General features: G+C 67.0%; 15 protein-coding genes, 1 tRNA gene and 1 pseudogene. 7 read left to right on the top strand and 10 right to left on the bottom strand.

What is annotated here, in order from left to right:
* The first annotated feature begins 121 nt into the window (after nucleotides 1-121).
* A complete protein-coding gene (locus ACOOF5_RS13680) occupies nucleotides 122-1,168 on the top strand; it encodes a phosphotransferase family protein (protein WP_420440055.1) in 1,047 nt (348 codons plus the stop codon).
* A 93-nt stretch (nucleotides 1,169-1,261) separates the two neighbouring features.
* Nucleotides 1,262-2,275 carry an LLM class F420-dependent oxidoreductase gene (locus ACOOF5_RS13675; protein WP_420440053.1) on the top strand — a complete coding sequence of 338 codons (1,014 nt, stop codon included), beginning with the start codon at nucleotides 1,262-1,264 and terminating at the stop codon, nucleotides 2,273-2,275.
* Between the two features lie 127 nt (nucleotides 2,276-2,402).
* Here ACOOF5_RS13675 and ACOOF5_RS13670 read toward each other — a convergent pair whose 3' ends face one another.
* Nucleotides 2,403-2,789, bottom strand: a complete 387-nt coding sequence (locus ACOOF5_RS13670; protein WP_420440051.1) for a pyridoxamine 5'-phosphate oxidase family protein — start codon at nucleotides 2,787-2,789, stop codon at nucleotides 2,403-2,405.
* An 89-nt stretch (nucleotides 2,790-2,878) separates the two neighbouring features.
* Here ACOOF5_RS13670 and ACOOF5_RS13665 point away from each other — a divergent pair.
* A tRNA-Ala gene (locus ACOOF5_RS13665) sits at nucleotides 2,879-2,951 on the top strand.
* On the opposite strand, the gene ACOOF5_RS13660 is transcribed toward ACOOF5_RS13665, so the two are convergent.
* The 5 genes from ACOOF5_RS13660 to ACOOF5_RS13640 are packed head-to-tail and all read right to left on the bottom strand — an operon-like array spanning nucleotide 2,933 to nucleotide 7,723.
* Entirely contained in the window at nucleotides 2,933-3,310 is a 378-nt protein-coding gene (locus ACOOF5_RS13660; protein ID WP_420440049.1) for a hypothetical protein, read from the bottom strand. The genes ACOOF5_RS13665 and ACOOF5_RS13660 overlap by 19 nt on opposite strands.
* Complete coding sequence (locus tag ACOOF5_RS13655) at nucleotides 3,307-3,486, bottom strand: hypothetical protein (protein WP_420440047.1); 180 nt, start codon at nucleotides 3,484-3,486, stop codon at nucleotides 3,307-3,309. Before ACOOF5_RS13655 ends, ACOOF5_RS13660 begins: the two co-directional genes overlap by 4 nt.
* A 15-nt stretch (nucleotides 3,487-3,501) precedes the next feature.
* A complete protein-coding gene (locus ACOOF5_RS13650; protein WP_420440045.1) occupies nucleotides 3,502-5,967 on the bottom strand; it encodes an FAD-dependent oxidoreductase in 2,466 nt (821 codons plus the stop codon).
* Complete coding sequence (locus ACOOF5_RS13645; RefSeq protein WP_420440043.1) at nucleotides 5,964-7,469, bottom strand: trimethylamine methyltransferase family protein; 1,506 nt, start codon at nucleotides 7,467-7,469, stop codon at nucleotides 5,964-5,966. The genes ACOOF5_RS13650 and ACOOF5_RS13645 overlap by 4 nt, the downstream gene beginning before the upstream one ends.
* Nucleotides 7,469-7,723: a hypothetical protein gene (locus ACOOF5_RS13640; protein ID WP_420440041.1), complete on the bottom strand. Its 255-nt coding sequence runs from the start codon at nucleotides 7,721-7,723 to the stop codon at nucleotides 7,469-7,471. Before ACOOF5_RS13640 ends, ACOOF5_RS13645 begins: the two co-directional genes overlap by 1 nt.
* 41 nt (nucleotides 7,724-7,764) lie before the next feature.
* Between ACOOF5_RS13640 and ACOOF5_RS13635 the strand changes: the two are divergent.
* From ACOOF5_RS13635 to ACOOF5_RS13625, 3 genes and pseudogenes are all read left to right on the top strand, one after another.
* A pseudogene (locus ACOOF5_RS13635) lies at nucleotides 7,765-8,028 on the top strand (FAD binding domain-containing protein); the annotation flags it as partial.
* Nucleotides 8,029-8,059: 31 nt separating this feature from the next.
* Complete coding sequence (locus tag ACOOF5_RS13630) at nucleotides 8,060-10,618, top strand: CaiB/BaiF CoA transferase family protein (RefSeq protein WP_420440039.1); 2,559 nt, start codon at nucleotides 8,060-8,062, stop codon at nucleotides 10,616-10,618.
* Between the two features lie 46 nt (nucleotides 10,619-10,664).
* Nucleotides 10,665-11,288 (top strand): VOC family protein, encoded by a 624-nt coding sequence (locus ACOOF5_RS13625; protein ID WP_420440037.1) that lies wholly within the window; start codon nucleotides 10,665-10,667, stop codon nucleotides 11,286-11,288.
* A 139-nt stretch (nucleotides 11,289-11,427) separates the two neighbouring features.
* Here ACOOF5_RS13625 and ung read toward each other — a convergent pair whose 3' ends face one another.
* The gene (ung, locus tag ACOOF5_RS13620; protein WP_420440035.1) at nucleotides 11,428-12,114 is read right to left on the bottom strand and encodes a uracil-DNA glycosylase; all 687 of its coding nucleotides are present in this window, start codon (nucleotides 12,112-12,114) and stop codon (nucleotides 11,428-11,430) included.
* A gap of 25 nt (nucleotides 12,115-12,139) precedes the next feature.
* A complete protein-coding gene (locus ACOOF5_RS13615; RefSeq protein ID WP_420440033.1) occupies nucleotides 12,140-13,210 on the bottom strand; it encodes a phosphotransferase family protein in 1,071 nt (356 codons plus the stop codon).
* A 173-nt stretch (nucleotides 13,211-13,383) separates the two neighbouring features.
* Here ACOOF5_RS13615 and ACOOF5_RS13610 point away from each other — a divergent pair, with 173 nt between their 5' ends.
* On the top strand, nucleotides 13,384-14,856 hold the full coding sequence (locus tag ACOOF5_RS13610) for a pyridoxal-dependent decarboxylase (RefSeq protein WP_420440031.1): 1,473 nt from the start codon (nucleotides 13,384-13,386) through the stop codon (nucleotides 14,854-14,856).
* Nucleotides 14,857-14,997: 141 nt separating this feature from the next.
* Here ACOOF5_RS13610 and ACOOF5_RS13605 read toward each other — a convergent pair whose 3' ends face one another.
* Nucleotides 14,998-16,089 (bottom strand): histidinol-phosphate transaminase, encoded by a 1,092-nt coding sequence (locus ACOOF5_RS13605; RefSeq protein WP_420440029.1) that lies wholly within the window; start codon nucleotides 16,087-16,089, stop codon nucleotides 14,998-15,000.
* 99 nt (nucleotides 16,090-16,188) lie between these two features.
* Nucleotides 16,189-17,076 carry a polysaccharide deacetylase family protein gene (locus tag ACOOF5_RS13600; RefSeq protein WP_420440027.1) on the bottom strand — a complete coding sequence of 296 codons (888 nt, stop codon included), beginning with the start codon at nucleotides 17,074-17,076 and terminating at the stop codon, nucleotides 16,189-16,191.
* Nucleotides 17,077-17,141 lie beyond the last annotated feature (65 nt).

Here is a 17,141-nt window from a genome sequence, read left to right as displayed (position 1 = left end):
TGCCATCTCGCTGGGTCTCCGGCATGGCGCGACGACGATCGCTCTGTTCGCTCTCGGGCACCGCTGCACGGCTGCGGCCATGATGGTGCCCCGCAGGGCTCGACCCCAGAAGGGAGCAACGTTGTCTGATGCAGTTTCTGAAGCGGGCGTCCCGGTTGCCGGCATTGATCCTGGGCCGGTCACCGCGTGGATGGACGAGCGCGTCGAGCTGAACCCGCCGCTGCGGTTCGAGATCATCGCAGGCGGGCACTCGAACCTCACCTACCGCGTCACCGATGCTGCCGACAGCCGCTGGGTTCTGCGCCGCCCGCCGCTGGCCCACCTGCTCGCAGGGGCACACGACATGGTGCGCGAGCACCGAATCCTGGCTGCGCTGGAACCCACCCCGGTCCCCACGCCGCCGGTCGTGGGCCTGTGTACCGATCCCGACGTGAACGGCGCCGACTTCTATGTGACTGGGTTTGTGGAGGGCACCGTGCTGCGGTCATTGGCCGACGCCGAGATGCTGTCGCCCGAAGCTCGGGGAGCGCTCAGCCGTCAGCTGGTGGAGGTGCACGCCGCCATCCACAGCACCGACTTGGAGGCCACCGGCCTGGACACGCTGGGCCGCCCCAACGACTATGTCGCCAGACAGCTGCACGTATGGCGACGCCAATTCAACGCCATGACGTCGCGGGATCTGCCGATCATCGAACGGGTCCACGATGTGCTCGTGGCGTCGATCCCGCCTCAGATCGAGGCCACGCTGGTGCACGGCGACTACCGCTTGGACAACTGCCTGTCGGGGGCGGATGGCGAACTGGCGGCTGTACTGGATTGGGAGATCTCAACTCTCGGCGATCCGTTGGCCGATTTCGGGTTCTCGCTGGCCTACTGGGTGGAGGCCAACGACGGATTCAACCCGCTGGGCCACGACGCCACCGCAGCAGCGGGATTTTGGACACGCGAGCAATTGACGAACGCATATGGCGAACTCACCGGCCGGGATGTCGGCGATATGAATTGGTTCTTCGCATTCGGCAGCTGGCGTCTGGCTTGCATTCTCGAAGGAGTCCATGCGCGCTACGTGGGCGGCGCCATCCCCGATATCCCCCCGCAGGTGCACGAGTTTCCCCGCAGCATCGTGGCGCTGGCCGAGCGCGCCGAAGCTGCGCTGAGGTGCCTTTGAGCGGGCCGCACCACCGCAACGCGCCCCAAGCGGGGCCGTTCGCCGAAATCGTCTCCTGAGACACCGCAATCGCAGACCACTAGCGTCGGGGCCATGAAGGTAGACGGCGGCCTCGGAGTCACTAGCGGATTCGATGGGATCATCGAGTCGAGTCAAGAGCAAGAAGCGTTGGGTTACGACGGATTGTGGGTGCCAGAGACCAGCCACGACCCGTTCACCATGCTTCCCCTCATGGCTCATGCCACCTCGACGGTGGAGCTGGGCACCAGCATCGTGGTGGGCTTCGCCCGCAACCCGATGTCGCTGGCCTACAGCGCAAACGACATCCAGCTGCTGTCGCAGGGCAGGTTCATCTTGGGCCTCGGCAGCCAGATTCGTCCGCACATCACCCGGCGTTTCTCAATGGAGTGGTCCAAGCCCGCCGCTCGCATGCGCGAGATGATCCTGGCGATCAAGGCCATCTGGGCCTGCTGGAACGACGGCGAGAAGCTGAACTTCCGTGGCGACTTCTACGAGCACACCTTGATGACGCCGTTCTTCGACCCTGGCGCGAACCCCTACGGCGCTCCCCGACTGGCGCTGGCCGGCGTCGGCCCGCTGATGACCGAGGTGGCCGGCGAGACCTGCGATGTCTTCCTCTGCCACGGCTTCACCACCGAAAAGTACCTGCGTGAGGAGACCATCCCGGCGATCGAACGGGGTGCTGCGCGCGCAGGCCGTGATCCCAGCGAGATCACGATCTCGGGCCCGTCGTTCATCGTGACCGGCAACACCGAAGAGGACATGGCCAAGGCCAGGGATGCCACTAAGCAGCAGGTCGCGTTCTACGGTTCCACGCCGGCGTACCGGCCCGTGCTGGAGTGCCACGGCTGGGGCGACATGCAGACCGAGCTGAACGCCATGTCCAAGGAAGGCCGCTGGGTCGAGATGGCGAACCTGGTCGACGATGACATTCTCGATGCGTTCGCCGTGGTGGCCGAGCCCGAGCAAGTTGCCACCGAGCTGAAACGCCGCTTCTCCGACGTAGTGGACCGGGTCAGCTTCTACGCCCCCTACAAGGGCGACCGCTCCCGCTGGGAGACGATCTTCAACGACCTGAAGAGCTAGCGCCAGCTAGCTCGAACGTCGTTGAAGCATCACACACAGCAACGACCTGAAGAGCTAGCGCCAGCTAGCTCGAACGTCGTTGAAGCATCACACACAGCAACGACCTGAAGAGCTAGCGCCAGTTGGCTCAGGCGCCGAGCGGGGCGCAGTCCGACGCGCAGTTGGGATTGGTCGCCGGGGTGGCGGGTGTCGCGGGCCGATGCAGGACGCCTGAGGTCGGGCGCAGCTCCAGCTCGAGACCTTCGGCACCGTCGACGGTGCGGGCTGCGGCATCCACGATCATCGAATAGCCGCCAGGTTCATACGGCGGCCACAGCACCGAAATGCTTGGCCGCTGCACAACATTGGCCGCGGCCGATCGGCTGGCGCCGCAGCGCAGCACGTCGCCGTCGAGTCGCATGTCCAGGTGGGCGATGTGAGGGGTTGTGTCGTCACGCACCGTCAGCACGTACGCCACCGTGCCGAACTGCTCCATCTGCTTGCCGATGTCACCGGGCGCCACAGGGATGCTCATGGGGCCGACGTTACGCCTGCGGCGGCGTCGCGCACACCTCACCGTCACTTTCAGGTTTCAGCGGCGCGCTGGTATCGTCGTGGAGCCTCGGGGCTATAGCTCAGTTGGTAGAGCGCTTCCATGGCATGGAAGAGGTCAGGGGTTCAATTCCCCTTAGCTCCACCCGAGCGACTTGCCAGATAACCGGGCAGCTGGCCGTGGGTGTTCACGGTGAGCGCCCCGTGTTTGCGCAACAAGACCATTCCCGCAACCGCGGTGACCTCGCACGGGACCAGCGTGAGTGCTTGGCCGCCGGGCCGGGCGTGGACGAGCCGCGTGACCGCTTCCTCCGAGAGTGTCGGACCCAGCTCGGAGCGAATGACCGCGTCCTGGCCGAGCACCTTGATCAGGGCATCGGCGATGACCTCCCGACGCGAGGGGTTCTCGACCTCGAGGCTCCTTTCCGGGGTGATCCACTCGCCGTCGATGAAGCAGCCGGCGAGACCGTCGGTCGGCAAGGTGATGGGCAAGAGGTTGGTCATGCGGATTCTCCTGAACGGATGGTGAGGTAGAGGGCGGAGTAGTCGAGATCGCCGTTGCCGGCGTCGGCGAACGCGCCTCGGGCGCTCTCGACGGTGTCCGTGGCCACGAGATTGACTCCCGTGTCGAGCGGCGTGGACGCCATCGCGAGACCCTTCGTGCCGAGTCCGAACTGCACGACGCGCACTGTGTCCTACCCCCGTGGCCGTTCGTGGTCGGGGTCGTAGACCCCGTGTTCATGGCGGACGGCGCGCAGGTGGGCGCCGAAGCCGTCGATCGTGAACCCGTCGATGGTGTGGGCGTGACGGCCTTCGACGTAGCCGAGACAGATCCGCTCGCCGGTGCGGAAACCCATCGACGCCGAGGTTACGAAACCGACCGCCTCGCCGGCGACCCGGATCGGGGCCGAAGGCTGCGGGTTGCCCTCGGGGGCGGGCATCGTGGATGTGTCGACGGTCCACACGCCGTAGCTCCAGTCGATCGGCCGCTTGGCCATCGCTTGGACTGATTCGCAGCCGATGAAGTCGGGCTTGTCCAGATCGAGGAAGCGGTCGAGGCCGGCATCGAAGGGCGTGTACTCCACGCCGAACTCACTCCCCCACCCGTGATAGCCCTTCTCGACGCGCATGGCGTTGAGGGCGTACGAGCCGAAGTCGCGCAGCCCGAGATCGGCGCCTTCAGCATGGAGGGCTTGATAGAGCTTGACGAGGTCGGCGTCGTCGACGTGGAGTTCCCAGCCGAGCTCACCGACGAAACTGACCCGCAGGGCGGTGGCGATTACGCCGGCGATCTCGATCTCGCGCAGCGACATCCACGGCGCCGCTGCCTTCGAGAGGTCGGCGTCGGTCAGCCGGGACAAAAGCTCACGAGAGTTCGGCCCCATCACCATCAGGGTCGAGGTGCGCTCGGTGCCAAATTTGACTTCGACCGAGCCGTCGGCAGGTAGATGGCGCTGGAGCCAGTCGAGGTCACGCTCACGAGCCGCTGTCGGCCCGAGCCAGAGGAAGTGGTCCTCGGAGAATCGTCCGATCGTGGCCTCGCTCCACACCGTGCCGTTCGGGCGCAGCAAATAGGACAGCCGCACCCGACCGAGCGCGGGTAGCCGGGTACAGACCATGCGGTCGAGGAAGCCCGCTGCACCGGGTCCGGAGATCTCGTAGCGGGTGAAGCCGCCGTGATCCATGATGCCAACGTGGTCACGCACCGCCCGGCACTCCTCGGCGACTGCGTCGTGCCAGTGCTCGTCGCGGTAGCTGAGCGTGTCATGGGAGTACTCCTGCGCGCCGAACCAGAACGCCCGCTCCCAGCCGGCGATCTGGCCCATCCGGGCACCCTTGGCGGCGAGCGTGTCGTAGAGCGCAGTCTTTTGGACCGGCCGAGCCGAGGTCCACATTCGGTGAGGGAAGGGGGCGCCGTATTGGTGCTCGAACATCTCGCGCGCGCGGGTGTTGGCGTAGGAACCGCGGCCCGAGCCGGCGAGCGCCCAGTCGCCGAAGCGGCGGGGATCCCAGGGCCACACGTCCCACTCGGTGTCGCCGCCGGTGATCATCTCGGTGAGGACCTTGCCAACCGCGGCGGCGTGGGTGATGCCGATCTGCACTCCGACCGCTTGGTAGAAGCCATCGACGCCGGGAGCGGGGCCGATCATCGGGTTCATGTCGGGCGTATAGGTGATCGGGCCGTTGACGAACTCGGCGATGCCGACCTCGCCGAGCAGCGGCACATGGGCCATCGCCAGCTCGGCGATGTCGGCGATGCCCTCGTCGTCGGGGGCGAAGAGCGAGGCGTCGAATACGTCGGGTTTGACGTCCTCCCAAACGGTGCGGCCCTCATGGCCGTAGTTGCCGAACAGCAGCCGGTCGTTCTCGCGCCGGAGGTAGAACATGATCTCCGGGTCGCGCACGAGCGGGAACACGTCGGTGTTGGCGACCAGCTCCGGCACGGCACCGGTGACGAGGTACTGGTGTTCGAGCACGGCGAGCGGCACCTCCATGCCGGCCATCGCCGAGATCTCGGCGCCGTAGAACCCGGCCGCGTTGATGACGATGTCGCACTCGATCGCGTAGTTCTCGCCGTTGCGCTCAACGTGGACCCGCCAACGGGCGTCGGTGCCATCGAGCCGGTCGATGGCGACCACGCGCGAGTGCCGTCGCACCTCGGCGCCCATAGCGCGAGAGCGGCGGGCGAGGGACTGCGTCAGACCGCTCGGATCGATATCGCCCTCGTAGGGATCGAGCAAGCCGGCGATCACGGTGCCGTCGTCGGACCAGTATGGGTGCATCGCCTCCATCTCGGCGGGCGAAACGATTTCGAGGTCGAAGCCGAGTCCGGTGGCGATCGCGACGAGATGGTGGAAGTGATCGATTCGACTTTCGGTGTGGCCCGGCCAGAACGCCTGGGTGTGGCGATACGTGATTGGGTCGCTCGGGTCCTTGGCCAGCTCCGAGTAGACCCGCCACGCATAGTTGCCGGCTCGCTGACCGAGCCAGCTGTTGGAGAAGGTGGGAACGTTGCCCGCGGCGTGCCACGTCGACCCGGCCGTCAGCTCGTGCTTCTCGATCAGCACCGAGTCGGTGCGGCCAGCCTGGGCGAGATGCCACTGAATTGAGGTCCCGACGGCACCGCCGCCGATGACGGCGATCTCGAAACGATCGGTCACGGGCACTCCGGGAGATGGATCGGGAAGGCCGATCGAATCGCGGCCTCGTTCGTAGGACCGAGATGGTCGGGGCGGCCAGCGGCCAGAATCTCCGCAACCTGCTCACCCGCTCGGTCCCACAAGCTCGGCTCACCCGCCGACACCCACTCGTCAACAGATCGACGATCGCCGAGTTCGGGATAGACGTACTCGCTGCGCATCAGCTCGAGCGTCTGCGAGCTACCCAGGTAGTGGCCCTCACCGCCGACAACTTCTTCGATGATCGCTAGGTCGAGATAGGCCGGATCGACCTCAACCCCGCGGACCGAACGCAAGATCGCGCCGCACATGTCGCTGTCGATCACCAAGCTCTCGGGGCTGGCGACCATGATCGATCCGAGCATGCCGACTGAGAGCTGCACCATGTCGGCGCCGGCGTGCGCCGCGAGCGAGACGGTGTAGCCCTTCTCGTACCCTGCCTGGTTGTCGGCCGCCTTCGACTCAGTAATGCCAGCCGATACCGCGTGCGGAATGTCGAGATCGCGCAGCAGCTGCGCTGCGGCAGCCGAGACGACTGCGGCCTCGCCGCTGCCACCCGTCATCGCTCCGGTGCGGAGGTCGGATATGAACGGCATGAAGGCGTGGATGCACGGATGGCCGGGCCTGATGGCATCGGCGAGCGCCACGCCAGCGAGGATTTCGGCCAGCCCCTGGGCCAGCGAGCCCGCGAGCGACGGCGGCGATGTGGCGCCGGCCTGGCCGGCCGAGCATGTCTGCACGATCATCCCGCGCTCGATCGCCCGCTCCATGATCTCGCAACCCTCCGGCGAGAATCGCAGCGGCGGCACGACATGCACGACAACAGCCATCGAGAACGGCTGCGCAGCGAAACGTCCCGCACTGCCAAGCGCCATGTCGAACAGGTCGACGACCGGGTCGACGGTGGCCGCTGAGGTAAAGCTCAGGCCGGTGGGTTTGGCAGTGGCGGCGGTGACGGCGAAGGCGGTGTTGAGATCGAGTTCGAGCGGATCGAGGACGTCGCGGGCGACGAGGGGTCGAAGCCCATAATGGATATTCGGCATCTCGTCGACGACGCGCATCATGGTCCACACATCGCTGAGCTGTGACTCGCGGTAGGTGCCGGATCTAGCGTCGAGTACCTGCACCGCGGCGCCGCCGGTTCCAATGTGCACTCTGCCGCCCCCGATCGACACGCCGAGTTCCTCGCTAAAGCCCGGGAGCGACACCGTCGACGGGGCGCGGTCGAGTGCAGCTTCGACCATGGTCCGAGAAAGGAGGAGCCGCCCGTCGTCGCGGCGACGGGCCCCGGTTGACAGCAGCAAGTCGGCGTACCGTCCGGGAGCATCGGCCATCCCGACCGTTTCAAGCATCTCGAAGGCATGTTCGACGATCCGATCACGGTCCGGATCATCGAGCGGACGGTATGCACCACCGGCGGGCGCCGGTGTGACTCGGTGGCTCGGAGGCTGAGCCGACGGCGTGCGATTGCGTCGCCGTGCCATCAGGATCCAGCGAGCCGATTGACGGTCGCCAACATCTGTTCGATCTCGGCGCGCGTGTTGTAGTGACGGGCGGATACCCACACGCAGTTATCAAGCCCAAGCGGTTCGAGTACACCAGCCGAGTAGTAGTCGAGCGTGAGTGTGAGCGAACCACCCGCGTTTTCCAGGAATGCTCGTGGGCCTTGGATCGGGCACTCGTCTGCGGGGTGGAAGCGATCACGGATGGCAGTGAGGAGATCGGGATCGAAGGTCACGTGCGGAGAGCTTTCAGGGTGTCATCGAGTGCGCCGGCAAGGTGCCTTGTGACCTCCTCGATCTCGTCCGCTTCGATGATCAGCGGGGGCATGAAGCTGATGCGATCAGGGGCGATCGTACGAAGGTAGAGACCGCGGTCGTGGGCGTGATCCTGCACCTGTTGTCCAACGGTAGGCCCTATTGGTGGGTGCGACTTGTCGCCGGCGGCCAGAGCCTGGTTCCGCTCATGAACCTCCGGCTGGCCCGACCCGAGGTGCTCGTGTCGATCAACCGCTGTCGCGAGCTCGACGACATCGCGGTGTCCGGCGCTCACCTCGTCGGCGTCCTGCTTGAAGGTGGCATTGACGAAGGCGGGGCTCGACGGCCGAACCGCCTGCAACTGCCTGCACTTCGCTGCGGCGGTCGAGGTGCTCGAGAGCACGCCCGACCCCGACGAGGCCGTCATCCGGGAGACTCTGAGTCCCGAGCTCTCAGCGAATAGCTTCGGCAGGCGTATGACGCTGCTGTCGCCCTATCGAGTGCTCGACCTGACCGACGACCGGGGCAATCTGGCGGGCTTCATCCTGGCGAGGCTGGGGGCCGAGGTGATCGCCGTCGAGCCGCCCGGGGGAAGTCCGGTGCGGCGCCTCGGCCCGTTCGATTCCAAGGGCCACTCGCTCGTGCACTCCCCCTATGCACGCGGCAAGAAATCTGTCGAGCTGGACATCGCCACTCCCGCGGGTGCCAGCGCCCTGCGCCAGCTCGCGGCCGATGCTGACGTGCTGATCGAATCGGGTGCTCCGGGCGAGATGGCGTCGCTCGGCCTCGGACCCGAAGCGCTCGCCGAGATCAATCCGGCGCTGGTCGTCGCATCGATCTCGCCGTTCGGCCAGACCGGTCCCAAGGCTGGCTGGGCAGCCACCGATCTGACCGTTTGGGCAGCGGGCGGACCGATGCACATGTGCGGTGACGAAGACCGGGCCCCGCTGCAGATCGGCGTCCCGCAGGCGTTCCTGCATGCCGCCGGCCAGGCCGCTGCAGCAGTGACGCTCGCATTGGTGGAACGCAACCAGTCGGGGCTGGGCCAGCACATCGATATCTCCGCGCAGGCCGTCGCCATGAACTCGACGATGTCGTCGGTGCTGTGCTCGCTGGTCGGTGCGCCGCTGACCTTGCGAGGGGGCGGCGGCATCCGCAGCGGCCCCATCCGGCTGCGCGTCGTGTACCCGGCCAGCGACGGCTACGTGTCGTTCACCCATGTGTTCGGCGCAGCCATCGGACCCGCGACAGCTCGGATGATGCAGCTTGTTCACGAGGCTGGATTCTGCGATGCCGCGACCGCCTCGAAGGACTGGGTGCAGTACGGCATGGCGCTCGGCGACGGCAGCGAAACGCTCGAAGAATTCGAGCGGATCAAGGAATGCGTGGCGGCGTTCACCGCAGCGCACACCAAGGACGAGCTGTTCGCACTGGCCCTCGAGCATCGCCTGCTGCTGGCACCCGTCGCTACGACTGCCGATGTCGCCGACTCCGAGCAGCTGGCGTCCCGTGACTACTGGGACATCGTCGACGGCGAGCGATACCCGGGCCACTGGATGAAGCCCGAGCCGACCGACGGCTCGGCAGATCGAGTTGCCGAGGTGGGCGAGCACAACGACGAGGTGCTCGCCGGCCAACGGAAACCCGCCGTGTCTGCGCCATCCGTCGCGGCGGCCACCGAGCGACCGCTGGCGGGGCTCAAGGTGCTCGACTTCATGTGGGCTGTGGCCGGGCCGACTGTCTCGCGCCTGCTCGCGGACGCCGGTGCGACGGTGATCCGGGTCGAATCGTCGGTCAGGCTCGACGCCGTCCGCACCTTCCTGCCCTTCATCAACAACGAGCCCGGGCCCGAGAACGGCGCGACGTTCAACAACATGAACGCCGGCAAGCTCGGCATCACGCTGAATCCAGGCACTGCGGCAGGCCGCGAAGTGGCCGAGGATCTGGTGCGCTGGGCCGACGTGGTGTGCGAGTCCTACACGCCGCGCATCATGGCTTCGTGGGGGCTCGACTACGAGAGCATCTGCGAGATCAACCCGTCGGTGGTGATGCTGTCGAGCTGCCTGTTCGGCCAGACCGGCCCGCTCGCGGACTATGCGGGGTACGGCAACCTGTCGGGTGCGCTGGCCGGCTTCTACAACATCACCGGCTGGAGTGATCGAGCCCCGGTCGGCCCCTACGGCGCCATCACCGACTACACCTCGCCCCACCCCGCAACGGCCAGTCTGCTTGCCGCCATCGACCACCAACGCCGCACCGGCGAAGGCCGCTACCTCGACTTCTCCCAAGCGGAGGCATCCATTCACTTCATCGCGCCCGCCGTGCTGGAGTACTTGCGCAACGGCAAGGTCGTGGGCGGCGTGGGCAACGCCAGCAATCATTTCTGTCCCCATGGGGTGTTCCCCGCAGCCGGCGACGACCGCTGGGTCGCGGTCGTCGCGCAAGACGATGCAGCCTGGCAGTCGCTGGCAGGACTCATCGGCTGCGCAGGTCTCGCCGACTTGCCGCTCCCCGAGCGTCTGGTCCGCCGGGAGGAACTGGAGGCCGCCGTCTCGGCGTGGACCGGCGAGCTTGATGAAGCGCAGGTCGAACGGCAGTGCCAAGCAGCCGGCATCGCCGCGCACCGGGTGCAGAACAGCCCCGAGCTAACAGTTGATCCCCAACTCGAGCACCGCAACCATTGGGTGGAGGTCCCGCACGCGACACACGGCACGACGGTCATCGAAGCGCCCCGCTTCTCCATGTCGCGCAGCCAGGTTTGGCCCGAAGTTGCCGGGCCGGCACTCGGCGAACACCTCTACGAAGTCCTCACCGACCATCTCGGCTACGACGGCGACCGGATTGCCGAGCTGGCTGCCGCCGAGGCGTTCGACTAGCGCATCCGGCGCAGACAGGTCCGCCGGCCGTGGCTAACGTGCCCGCATGGCAGCCATCGATCACATCGTGTACGCAGCACCCGACCTCGCAGCCGGGACTGCAGCCGTCGAGGCCCTGGTCGGCATGTCGGCCGCACCGGGTGGGCCTCATCCGGGGATGGGCACCCGCAACACCCTGATGTCGCTGGGCGACGACGTCTACCTCGAGATCATCGCTCCCGACCCCGAACAGCCCGATCCGCCGAACGGCCGCCCGTTCGCCATTGACGCCATGAGCGAGGGCCGGCTCATCACCTTCGCCGTGCACGCCTCGGCGGGCGAGACCATCGAAGACGTGACCGCCGCAATGGCCGCCTGCGGAGAAGACCCAGGCCCGATCTCCGCGATGAGCCGGGTGAAGCCCGACGGCGAGGAGATCCACTGGTCGCTCACGATGGCAGCCGGACCTGGGCTGGTCCCCTTTGTCATCGAGTGGGGCAACACCACCCACCCCGCGGCAGTCACACCGACCGGCTGCACGCTCGTCTCGCTCGCGGGCACGCACCCCGATCCGGACCACATCAAGGCGCTGCACAGCGCCATCGGCATCGACGTGGACGTGACCGCAGGCGACACCGTCAGCTTCGAGGCAACACTCGACACCCCCAACGGCCGCGTCACCCTGCGCTAGCCCGACGGCTGCGCGCCCCTCGAATCGCCGGGTTCAGCGACGACTCGACGCGCCCGCTCTCAGCCACGCCATGCCGTTGACGGTTCAACTGACTGGTTGTCGGCAGATCAACTGCCACCTTGTCGGTTCAGCATGCGCCTCATCGAGTCGCTGTCTGCGGCTCGCCGCTCAGGCGCCAGTCGATGGGCTGGCGGCCGGCGGCTGCGAGAGCGGCGTTTGCTCGGCTGAACGGCTTGCTGCCGATGAACCCGTTGTGGGCGCTGAGCGGCGACGGGTGTGCGGACTCGATGACGATGTGGCGGGTCAAGTCGACCAGTGATTTCTTTCGGCGCGCGAACGCTCCCCACAAGATGAACACCACCCGTTCGGGCTTTGCGCTGACGGCGCGGATCACTTCGTCGGTGAAGGTCTCCCAGCCAGCCGAGCGATGCGAAGCCGCCTGGCGGGCGCGCACCGTCAGGAATGCGTTGAGCAGCAGCACTCCCTGACGCGCCCAGCCTTCGAGGTTGCCGTGCGTCGGCGGCTCGATCCCGAGGTCGTCACGCAGCTCGGCGAAGATGTTCTGAAGCGACGGCGGCTGGGGAACGCCATGCGGCACCGAGAAGCACAGGCCGTGCGCCTGGCGCGGGCCGTGGTAAGGGTCCTGGCCGAGGATGAGCACCTTCACCTCGGCATAAGGCGTCAGATGCAGCGCAGCGAAGACCTGGTCCTGCGGCGGGAACACCGGTCCTTGGGCGCGCTCGTCGGCGACGAACTGCTGCAGGATCGGCCAGTAAGGCTTGGAGAACTCGCCCCTCAGGATCGGGTTCCAGTCGGTGCGCGGCATTGCCGGTCCGCAGGGCCCCGCAGCGCTAGGAGATCGCCGCAGCAGCGGCGGCGGACAGCTCGATGCCGCGGCCGATGCGAGCCCGGTACAGGTCCAAGTCGACATCGTCGGCAGGCTTCTGGCCGCGCATGTAGCGGGCGTAGACGCCGTGGATGATGCACGCCGATTTCCAATGGTTGAAGCTGACGTAGTACGACAGGTCCGACAGGTCGGCCCCTGTGCGCTGCTCGTAGCGCTCGATGAGGTCGGCGCGTCCGACAAAACCGTCCACCAGCGTCGGCGGGTCGGCGCCCTCGAGGATGTCGTCGCTCGGCTCAGTCCAGCTGTTCAGCGCATACGCGAAGTCGGCCAGCGGGTCGCCGAGCGTCGAGATTTCCCAGTCCAGCACGGCCTGCAGCTCGCCTTCGGGATTGAACAGGCAGTTGTGCAACCCGTAATCGCCGTGCACGACCCGTGCGGGACCCTGCTCGGGCTTGCGCTCCAGGAGGAAGTCGTGCAGCTCGTGCACGACGGGAGTGTCGTACTGGGCCGATTCCGCCGAGGCCGTCCACGAGCGATACCAGGTGCGGATCTGACGCCCGACGTAGTCTTCTTTCTTGCCCAGCTCGCCCAGCCCGACATCGTCGGGATCAACTGAGTGCAACGCCGCGAGCACATCCATGAACGACATACCCACATGCGCCCGGCCGTCGGGGGTGAGGTGCGCGTGGGCATCCGCGGACTCGAACATGGGCTTGCCCTCGACGTAGCTCATCACGTAGAAGTGCGCGCCGGTCACCTCGGGGCTCTCGCAGTAGCCGTATGCGATGGCCACCGGCACATCGGTGGGCCCCAGGCCGCTGATGATCGTGAACTCGCGCCCCATGTCGTGGGCCTTGGGCAGCAGCTCGCCCATCGGTGGTCGCCGCACCACCGCCGTGGTGCCGTCGACGGCAGTCAGCTTGTAGGTGAGGTTGCTGTGGCCGCCTTCGAGCTGAGACCATTCGAACGGCGGTTCGAGGCCCTCGACGTTCTCGTTGATCCACGCCTCCACGGCGGGCACGTCGTAACCGACGACACCCGAAGTCGCAGCGTCGCCTGCCGCCCCGTCCGCCATCTCGTCTCCCCTCGCAACCGGTGGCGCCTCCGATGTCCCAGCAGGCGCAGTTCGCACACACTAGGCAACGTGTGCCGCCAGTGGCTGCGGGCGTGCTGCCCCGCGACAATCGCCTCGCTCGCCGAGCGCATTCGCCTCCGGTCGCGCCAACATCGGCCAGTAGCGTCGGCGCCGTGGACCAGACCGATCCAGACGTGCCAGCGCCACTGACGTCGCCTCCCGCGCACATGACACCCGATGAGTTCCGCGAGCACGGTCGGGCCGTCATCGACTGGATCGCCGACTACTGGGAGCGCATCGAGTCGCTGCCGGTGGCCGCCACCGTGCAGCCCGGCGACATCAGGGCGTTGCTGCCCGACGCTGCTCCTGAGCAGCCCGAGCCGTTCGAGAACCTGCTGGCTGACCTGGACCGGGTGGTGCTGCCGGGCGTCACCCACTGGCAGCATCCGGGCTGGTTCGCCTACTTCCCCGCCAACAATTCGCCGCCGTCGGTGCTGGCCGACACGGTGTCCGCTGGACTCGGGCTGATCGGCCTGCTGTGGTCGGCCTCCCCGGCGTTGACCGAGGTTGAGAGCCACGTGCTCGACTGGCTGGTGGATCTGTGCGCTCTGCCCGAGCACTGGAAGACGACTTCGGTGGGTGGCGGGGTGCTGCAGGGCAGTGCGTCCGACGCGACCCATGTCGCCTTGGTTGCAGCCCGTCACCGTGCGAGCACTCGCAGCGGCCAGCCCGTAGAACAGATGGTCGCCTACACCTCGGAGCAGGCGCATAGCTCGGTCGAGAAGGGCGCCAACATCGGCGGATTCGGGCACGTTCGGCTCATCGAGGTCGACGAGCATCAGGCGATGCGGCCCGACGCCCTCGCTGCAGCCGTCGCAAGCGACCTGACGGCTGGCCTCGTGCCGGCGTTCGTCGGCTCGACCGTCGGCACCACCGGCACCACGGCCGTCGATCCGGTGCGGGCCATCTCAGAGATCGCAATCGAACACAACTTGTGGCACCACGTCGACGCCGCCTATGCCGGCACGGCGATGATCTGCGGGGAGTTCCGTCACCACAACGACGGCGTCGAGCTGGTCGACAGCTACGTCTTTAACCCGCACAAGTGGATGATGGTGAACTTCGACTGCTCAGCGTTCTACGTCGCTGAGCGAGAGGCGCTCACTGAAGCGTTGTCGATCGACCCACCGTATTTGCGAAACGCCCAGAGCGATGCCGGCAGTGTGATCGACTACCGCAACTGGCAGGTGCCGCTGGGCCGCCGCTTCCGAGCGCTCAAGCTGTGGTGGGTGCTTCGCAGCTACGGGGCCACAGGAATCCGGCAGATGGTGCGTCACCACGTGGCCATGGCCCAGGAGCTGGCGCAGCAACTCAACGACGACGACCGATTCGAGATCGTCGCCCCGCACCCGTTCTCGCTGGTGTGCTTCCGCTGCCGGGCCACCGACGAAGGCGAAGCTGGCGCACAAGCCGCAGACCGCGCCACCGACGCGATCGCCGCAGCGGTGAACGACAGCGGCGTGGCCTACCTGACCCCGTCGAAGCTGGACGGTCGCAGCATCATCCGGGTAGCCGTTGGCCAGTCCCGCACCGATCGCGGCCAGTTGGACCTGCTGTGGAAGGCGATCAGCGAGGCCGCTGTCTAGCCGGGCCCCAAGAGGCTGAGCCGATAGGCGAAGCCGCGGCCCGAGCGGCCCGTGAGCGACAGCGAACAAGAGCGGGAAACAACTGGAGCGACAGCGGGAAGGTTCACCTGTCCGCGCATCTTCTCAGTCAGCCAATCGGGCTCATTGTTTGGGATCGCAGGTCCCCAGCGCGGCCAGCAGCCGGTCATTCTGGGCGGGAGTGCCCAGGCTGATGCGTACGCCTTCGCCCTCGAATGGGCGAGTCACGAGCCCCTGGCGCTCCAGTCGGACGAACAGGTCCATCGCCCCTTCGCCGACTGGCAAGTACACGAAGTTGGCCTGGCTCGGCACGACTGGCCAGCCCTGCGCTGCCATCGCAGCGTTCACCCGGTCGCGCTCAGCCAAGATGCCGGCGACCCGTTCGGCCAGCTCGGCCGCCGCCTGCGGCACCAGCGACGCCAGCGCTGCGATCTGAGCGATGCCGCTCACGATGAAGGGCAGGGCCACCTTGTCGAGTGCTCCGATGATGCCCGGGTGCCCCACCCCATAGCCCACCCGCAGGTTCGCGAGCCCGTACGCCTTGGAGAAGGTCCGCAGCACCAGCGCATTGGGGTGGCTCGGCAGGATCGCCTCGACCGGGTCGGCTACTGCGGGGTCGGTGACGAACTCCCGGTACGCCTCGTCGATCACCACGATCACATCGTCGGGCACCGCGGCCAGCAGGCGCAGCAGCTCTGCGGTCGTGCAGACGGTGCCGGTCGGGTTGTTGGGCGTGGACAGCACGACGATCTTGGTGCGATCCGTCACGGCCGCGGCCACGCCGTCGAGATCGAAGGCATGGTCGGCGAGCGGCACGGTGACTGCGCGGGCGGCCGAAGTGGCACAGAACACCGGATGCACTTCGAAGGAGCGCCAGGGGTACACCACCTCGTCACCGGGATCGACATAGGCAGCAAAGAGCTGTTGCAGCACCCCCACCGAGCCTGACCCCACCGTGACCTGGTCAAGCCCCACGCCGTGCCGGCCAGCCAGCGCTTCGCGCACCTCCATGCAGCGATGGTCGGGATAGCGGTTCATGCCCAAGGCTGCTTCGGCGACGGCCGCCGCCACCGACGGCAGCGGATCGTTGGCGTTCTCGTTGGAGGCCAGCTTGATCGCCTCGGCCAGATCGTGCTCGGCGGCGGCCTGCGCAGCCGACCGGCCGGGCTTGTACTCCGGCAGGCCCGCCACCGCCGCCCTGGGTCGTCCGATCATGCGCAGGCTCTCCCGGTGTGGTGATGCAGCCGCATCAGCTTCGCGACGCTCGGCGGCAAGCTATCGCTTGTCGACCGGCGGCGGTTCGCCGTTTGCCCGCTAGAGGCGACGATTGGCGCAGTCTCCGGGCGTGGCGACAGCCCGGAAATCGTCGGCAACCTGGGCCATCGTGGCGAAGGTCACCCCGGGCTGGGACGCCATGTGGTCGATGAGCCGTTCGAGCATGAGCATCCGACTGCCCCGGCCGATGCACTGGGGATGCATGGTGAGCACAAACACCCCGCTGCCGACACGAACGTTCAGATAATCGAACTCGGCCGACCACACGTCATAGACGTGATCGGGGGTGCGCAACCCCTGGACCGTCGGCCCGTCGTAGCTGAAATAGGGCCAGTCGTCGAGGATCCAGTCAAACGGCAACTGCACCAGGTCCACCTCGTCGCCGAAGCGGTGGGGTCCATCGGTGGTGGGCACGTCGCCGAGGCGGCACCACGTCGGGGCGTAGTCGTTGCGGGCCATCGAGGAGTCGTAGGAGAAGCCGTGCTCCATGAGCAGGCTGATCCAGCGGTCCCCGCAGTTGCCGCCCGGCACCCGGTGCCCGACCGGCGGGCTGCCCGAGAGCCGTTCCAGGCAGTCCATGGATCGGGTCAGGATGGCCCGCTCGTCGGCTTCGTCGCGCTTCGACGACGGGGCTTCGTGGCAGTAGCCGTGGTAGCCGACTTCGTGCCCGTCGGAGACCACCCGGGCGCACACGTCACCGAAGGTGTCGATGGTGTGGCCGGGGATGAACCACGTGGTCGGGAGGCTGCGCTCGCCCATCAGATCGAGCAGCCGGTGCGCGCCGATCGTTGCAAATTCGCCGCGGGCGGTCAGGTTGGGCGAACGTGACCCTCGGGGACCCGTCCAGATCGAGACTGCGTCGAAGTCAAAGCTCAGGCAGACCGTGACGCCGGTGTGCTGGCCGTCGGGCAGTTGTTCGGAGCTCATCCGCGGACCCTACCGAACCCCTCTTTGCCTCTGCCATGGCAGGGGCCTTGTACCCACGCCCACAG

Origin of the sequence: Candidatus Poriferisodalis sp. (assembly GCF_965214215.1) — a bacterium.
Classification (GTDB): Bacteria; Actinomycetota; Acidimicrobiia; order Acidimicrobiales; family Poriferisodalaceae; genus Poriferisodalis.
The sequence above is the reverse complement of the archived record's forward strand: the minus strand, read 5'-3'. Positions and strand labels throughout refer to the sequence as shown.

What these genes read in the sequence shown, in the direction of transcription:
- ACOOF5_RS13660 (WP_420440049.1), bottom strand. Translation starts at nt 3,310, where the DNA reads ATGACCAACCTCTTGCCCATCACCTTGCCGACCGACGGTCTCGCCGGC.
- ACOOF5_RS13600 (WP_420440027.1), bottom strand. Translation starts at nt 17,076, where the DNA reads ATGAGCTCCGAACAACTGCCCGACGGCCAGCACACCGGCGTCACGGTC.
- ACOOF5_RS13605 (WP_420440029.1), bottom strand. Translation starts at nt 16,089, where the DNA reads ATGATCGGACGACCCAGGGCGGCGGTGGCGGGCCTGCCGGAGTACAAG.
- ACOOF5_RS13645 (WP_420440043.1), bottom strand. Translation starts at nt 7,469, where the DNA reads ATGGCACGGCGACGCAATCGCACGCCGTCGGCTCAGCCTCCGAGCCAC.
- ACOOF5_RS13625 (WP_420440037.1), top strand. Translation starts at nt 10,665, where the DNA reads ATGGCAGCCATCGATCACATCGTGTACGCAGCACCCGACCTCGCAGCC.
- ACOOF5_RS13675 (WP_420440053.1), top strand. Translation starts at nt 1,262, where the DNA reads ATGAAGGTAGACGGCGGCCTCGGAGTCACTAGCGGATTCGATGGGATC.
- ACOOF5_RS13615 (WP_420440033.1), bottom strand. Translation starts at nt 13,210, where the DNA reads ATGGCGGACGGGGCGGCAGGCGACGCTGCGACTTCGGGTGTCGTCGGT.
- ung (WP_420440035.1), bottom strand. Translation starts at nt 12,114, where the DNA reads ATGCCGCGCACCGACTGGAACCCGATCCTGAGGGGCGAGTTCTCCAAG.
- ACOOF5_RS13670 (WP_420440051.1), bottom strand. Translation starts at nt 2,789, where the DNA reads ATGAGCATCCCTGTGGCGCCCGGTGACATCGGCAAGCAGATGGAGCAG.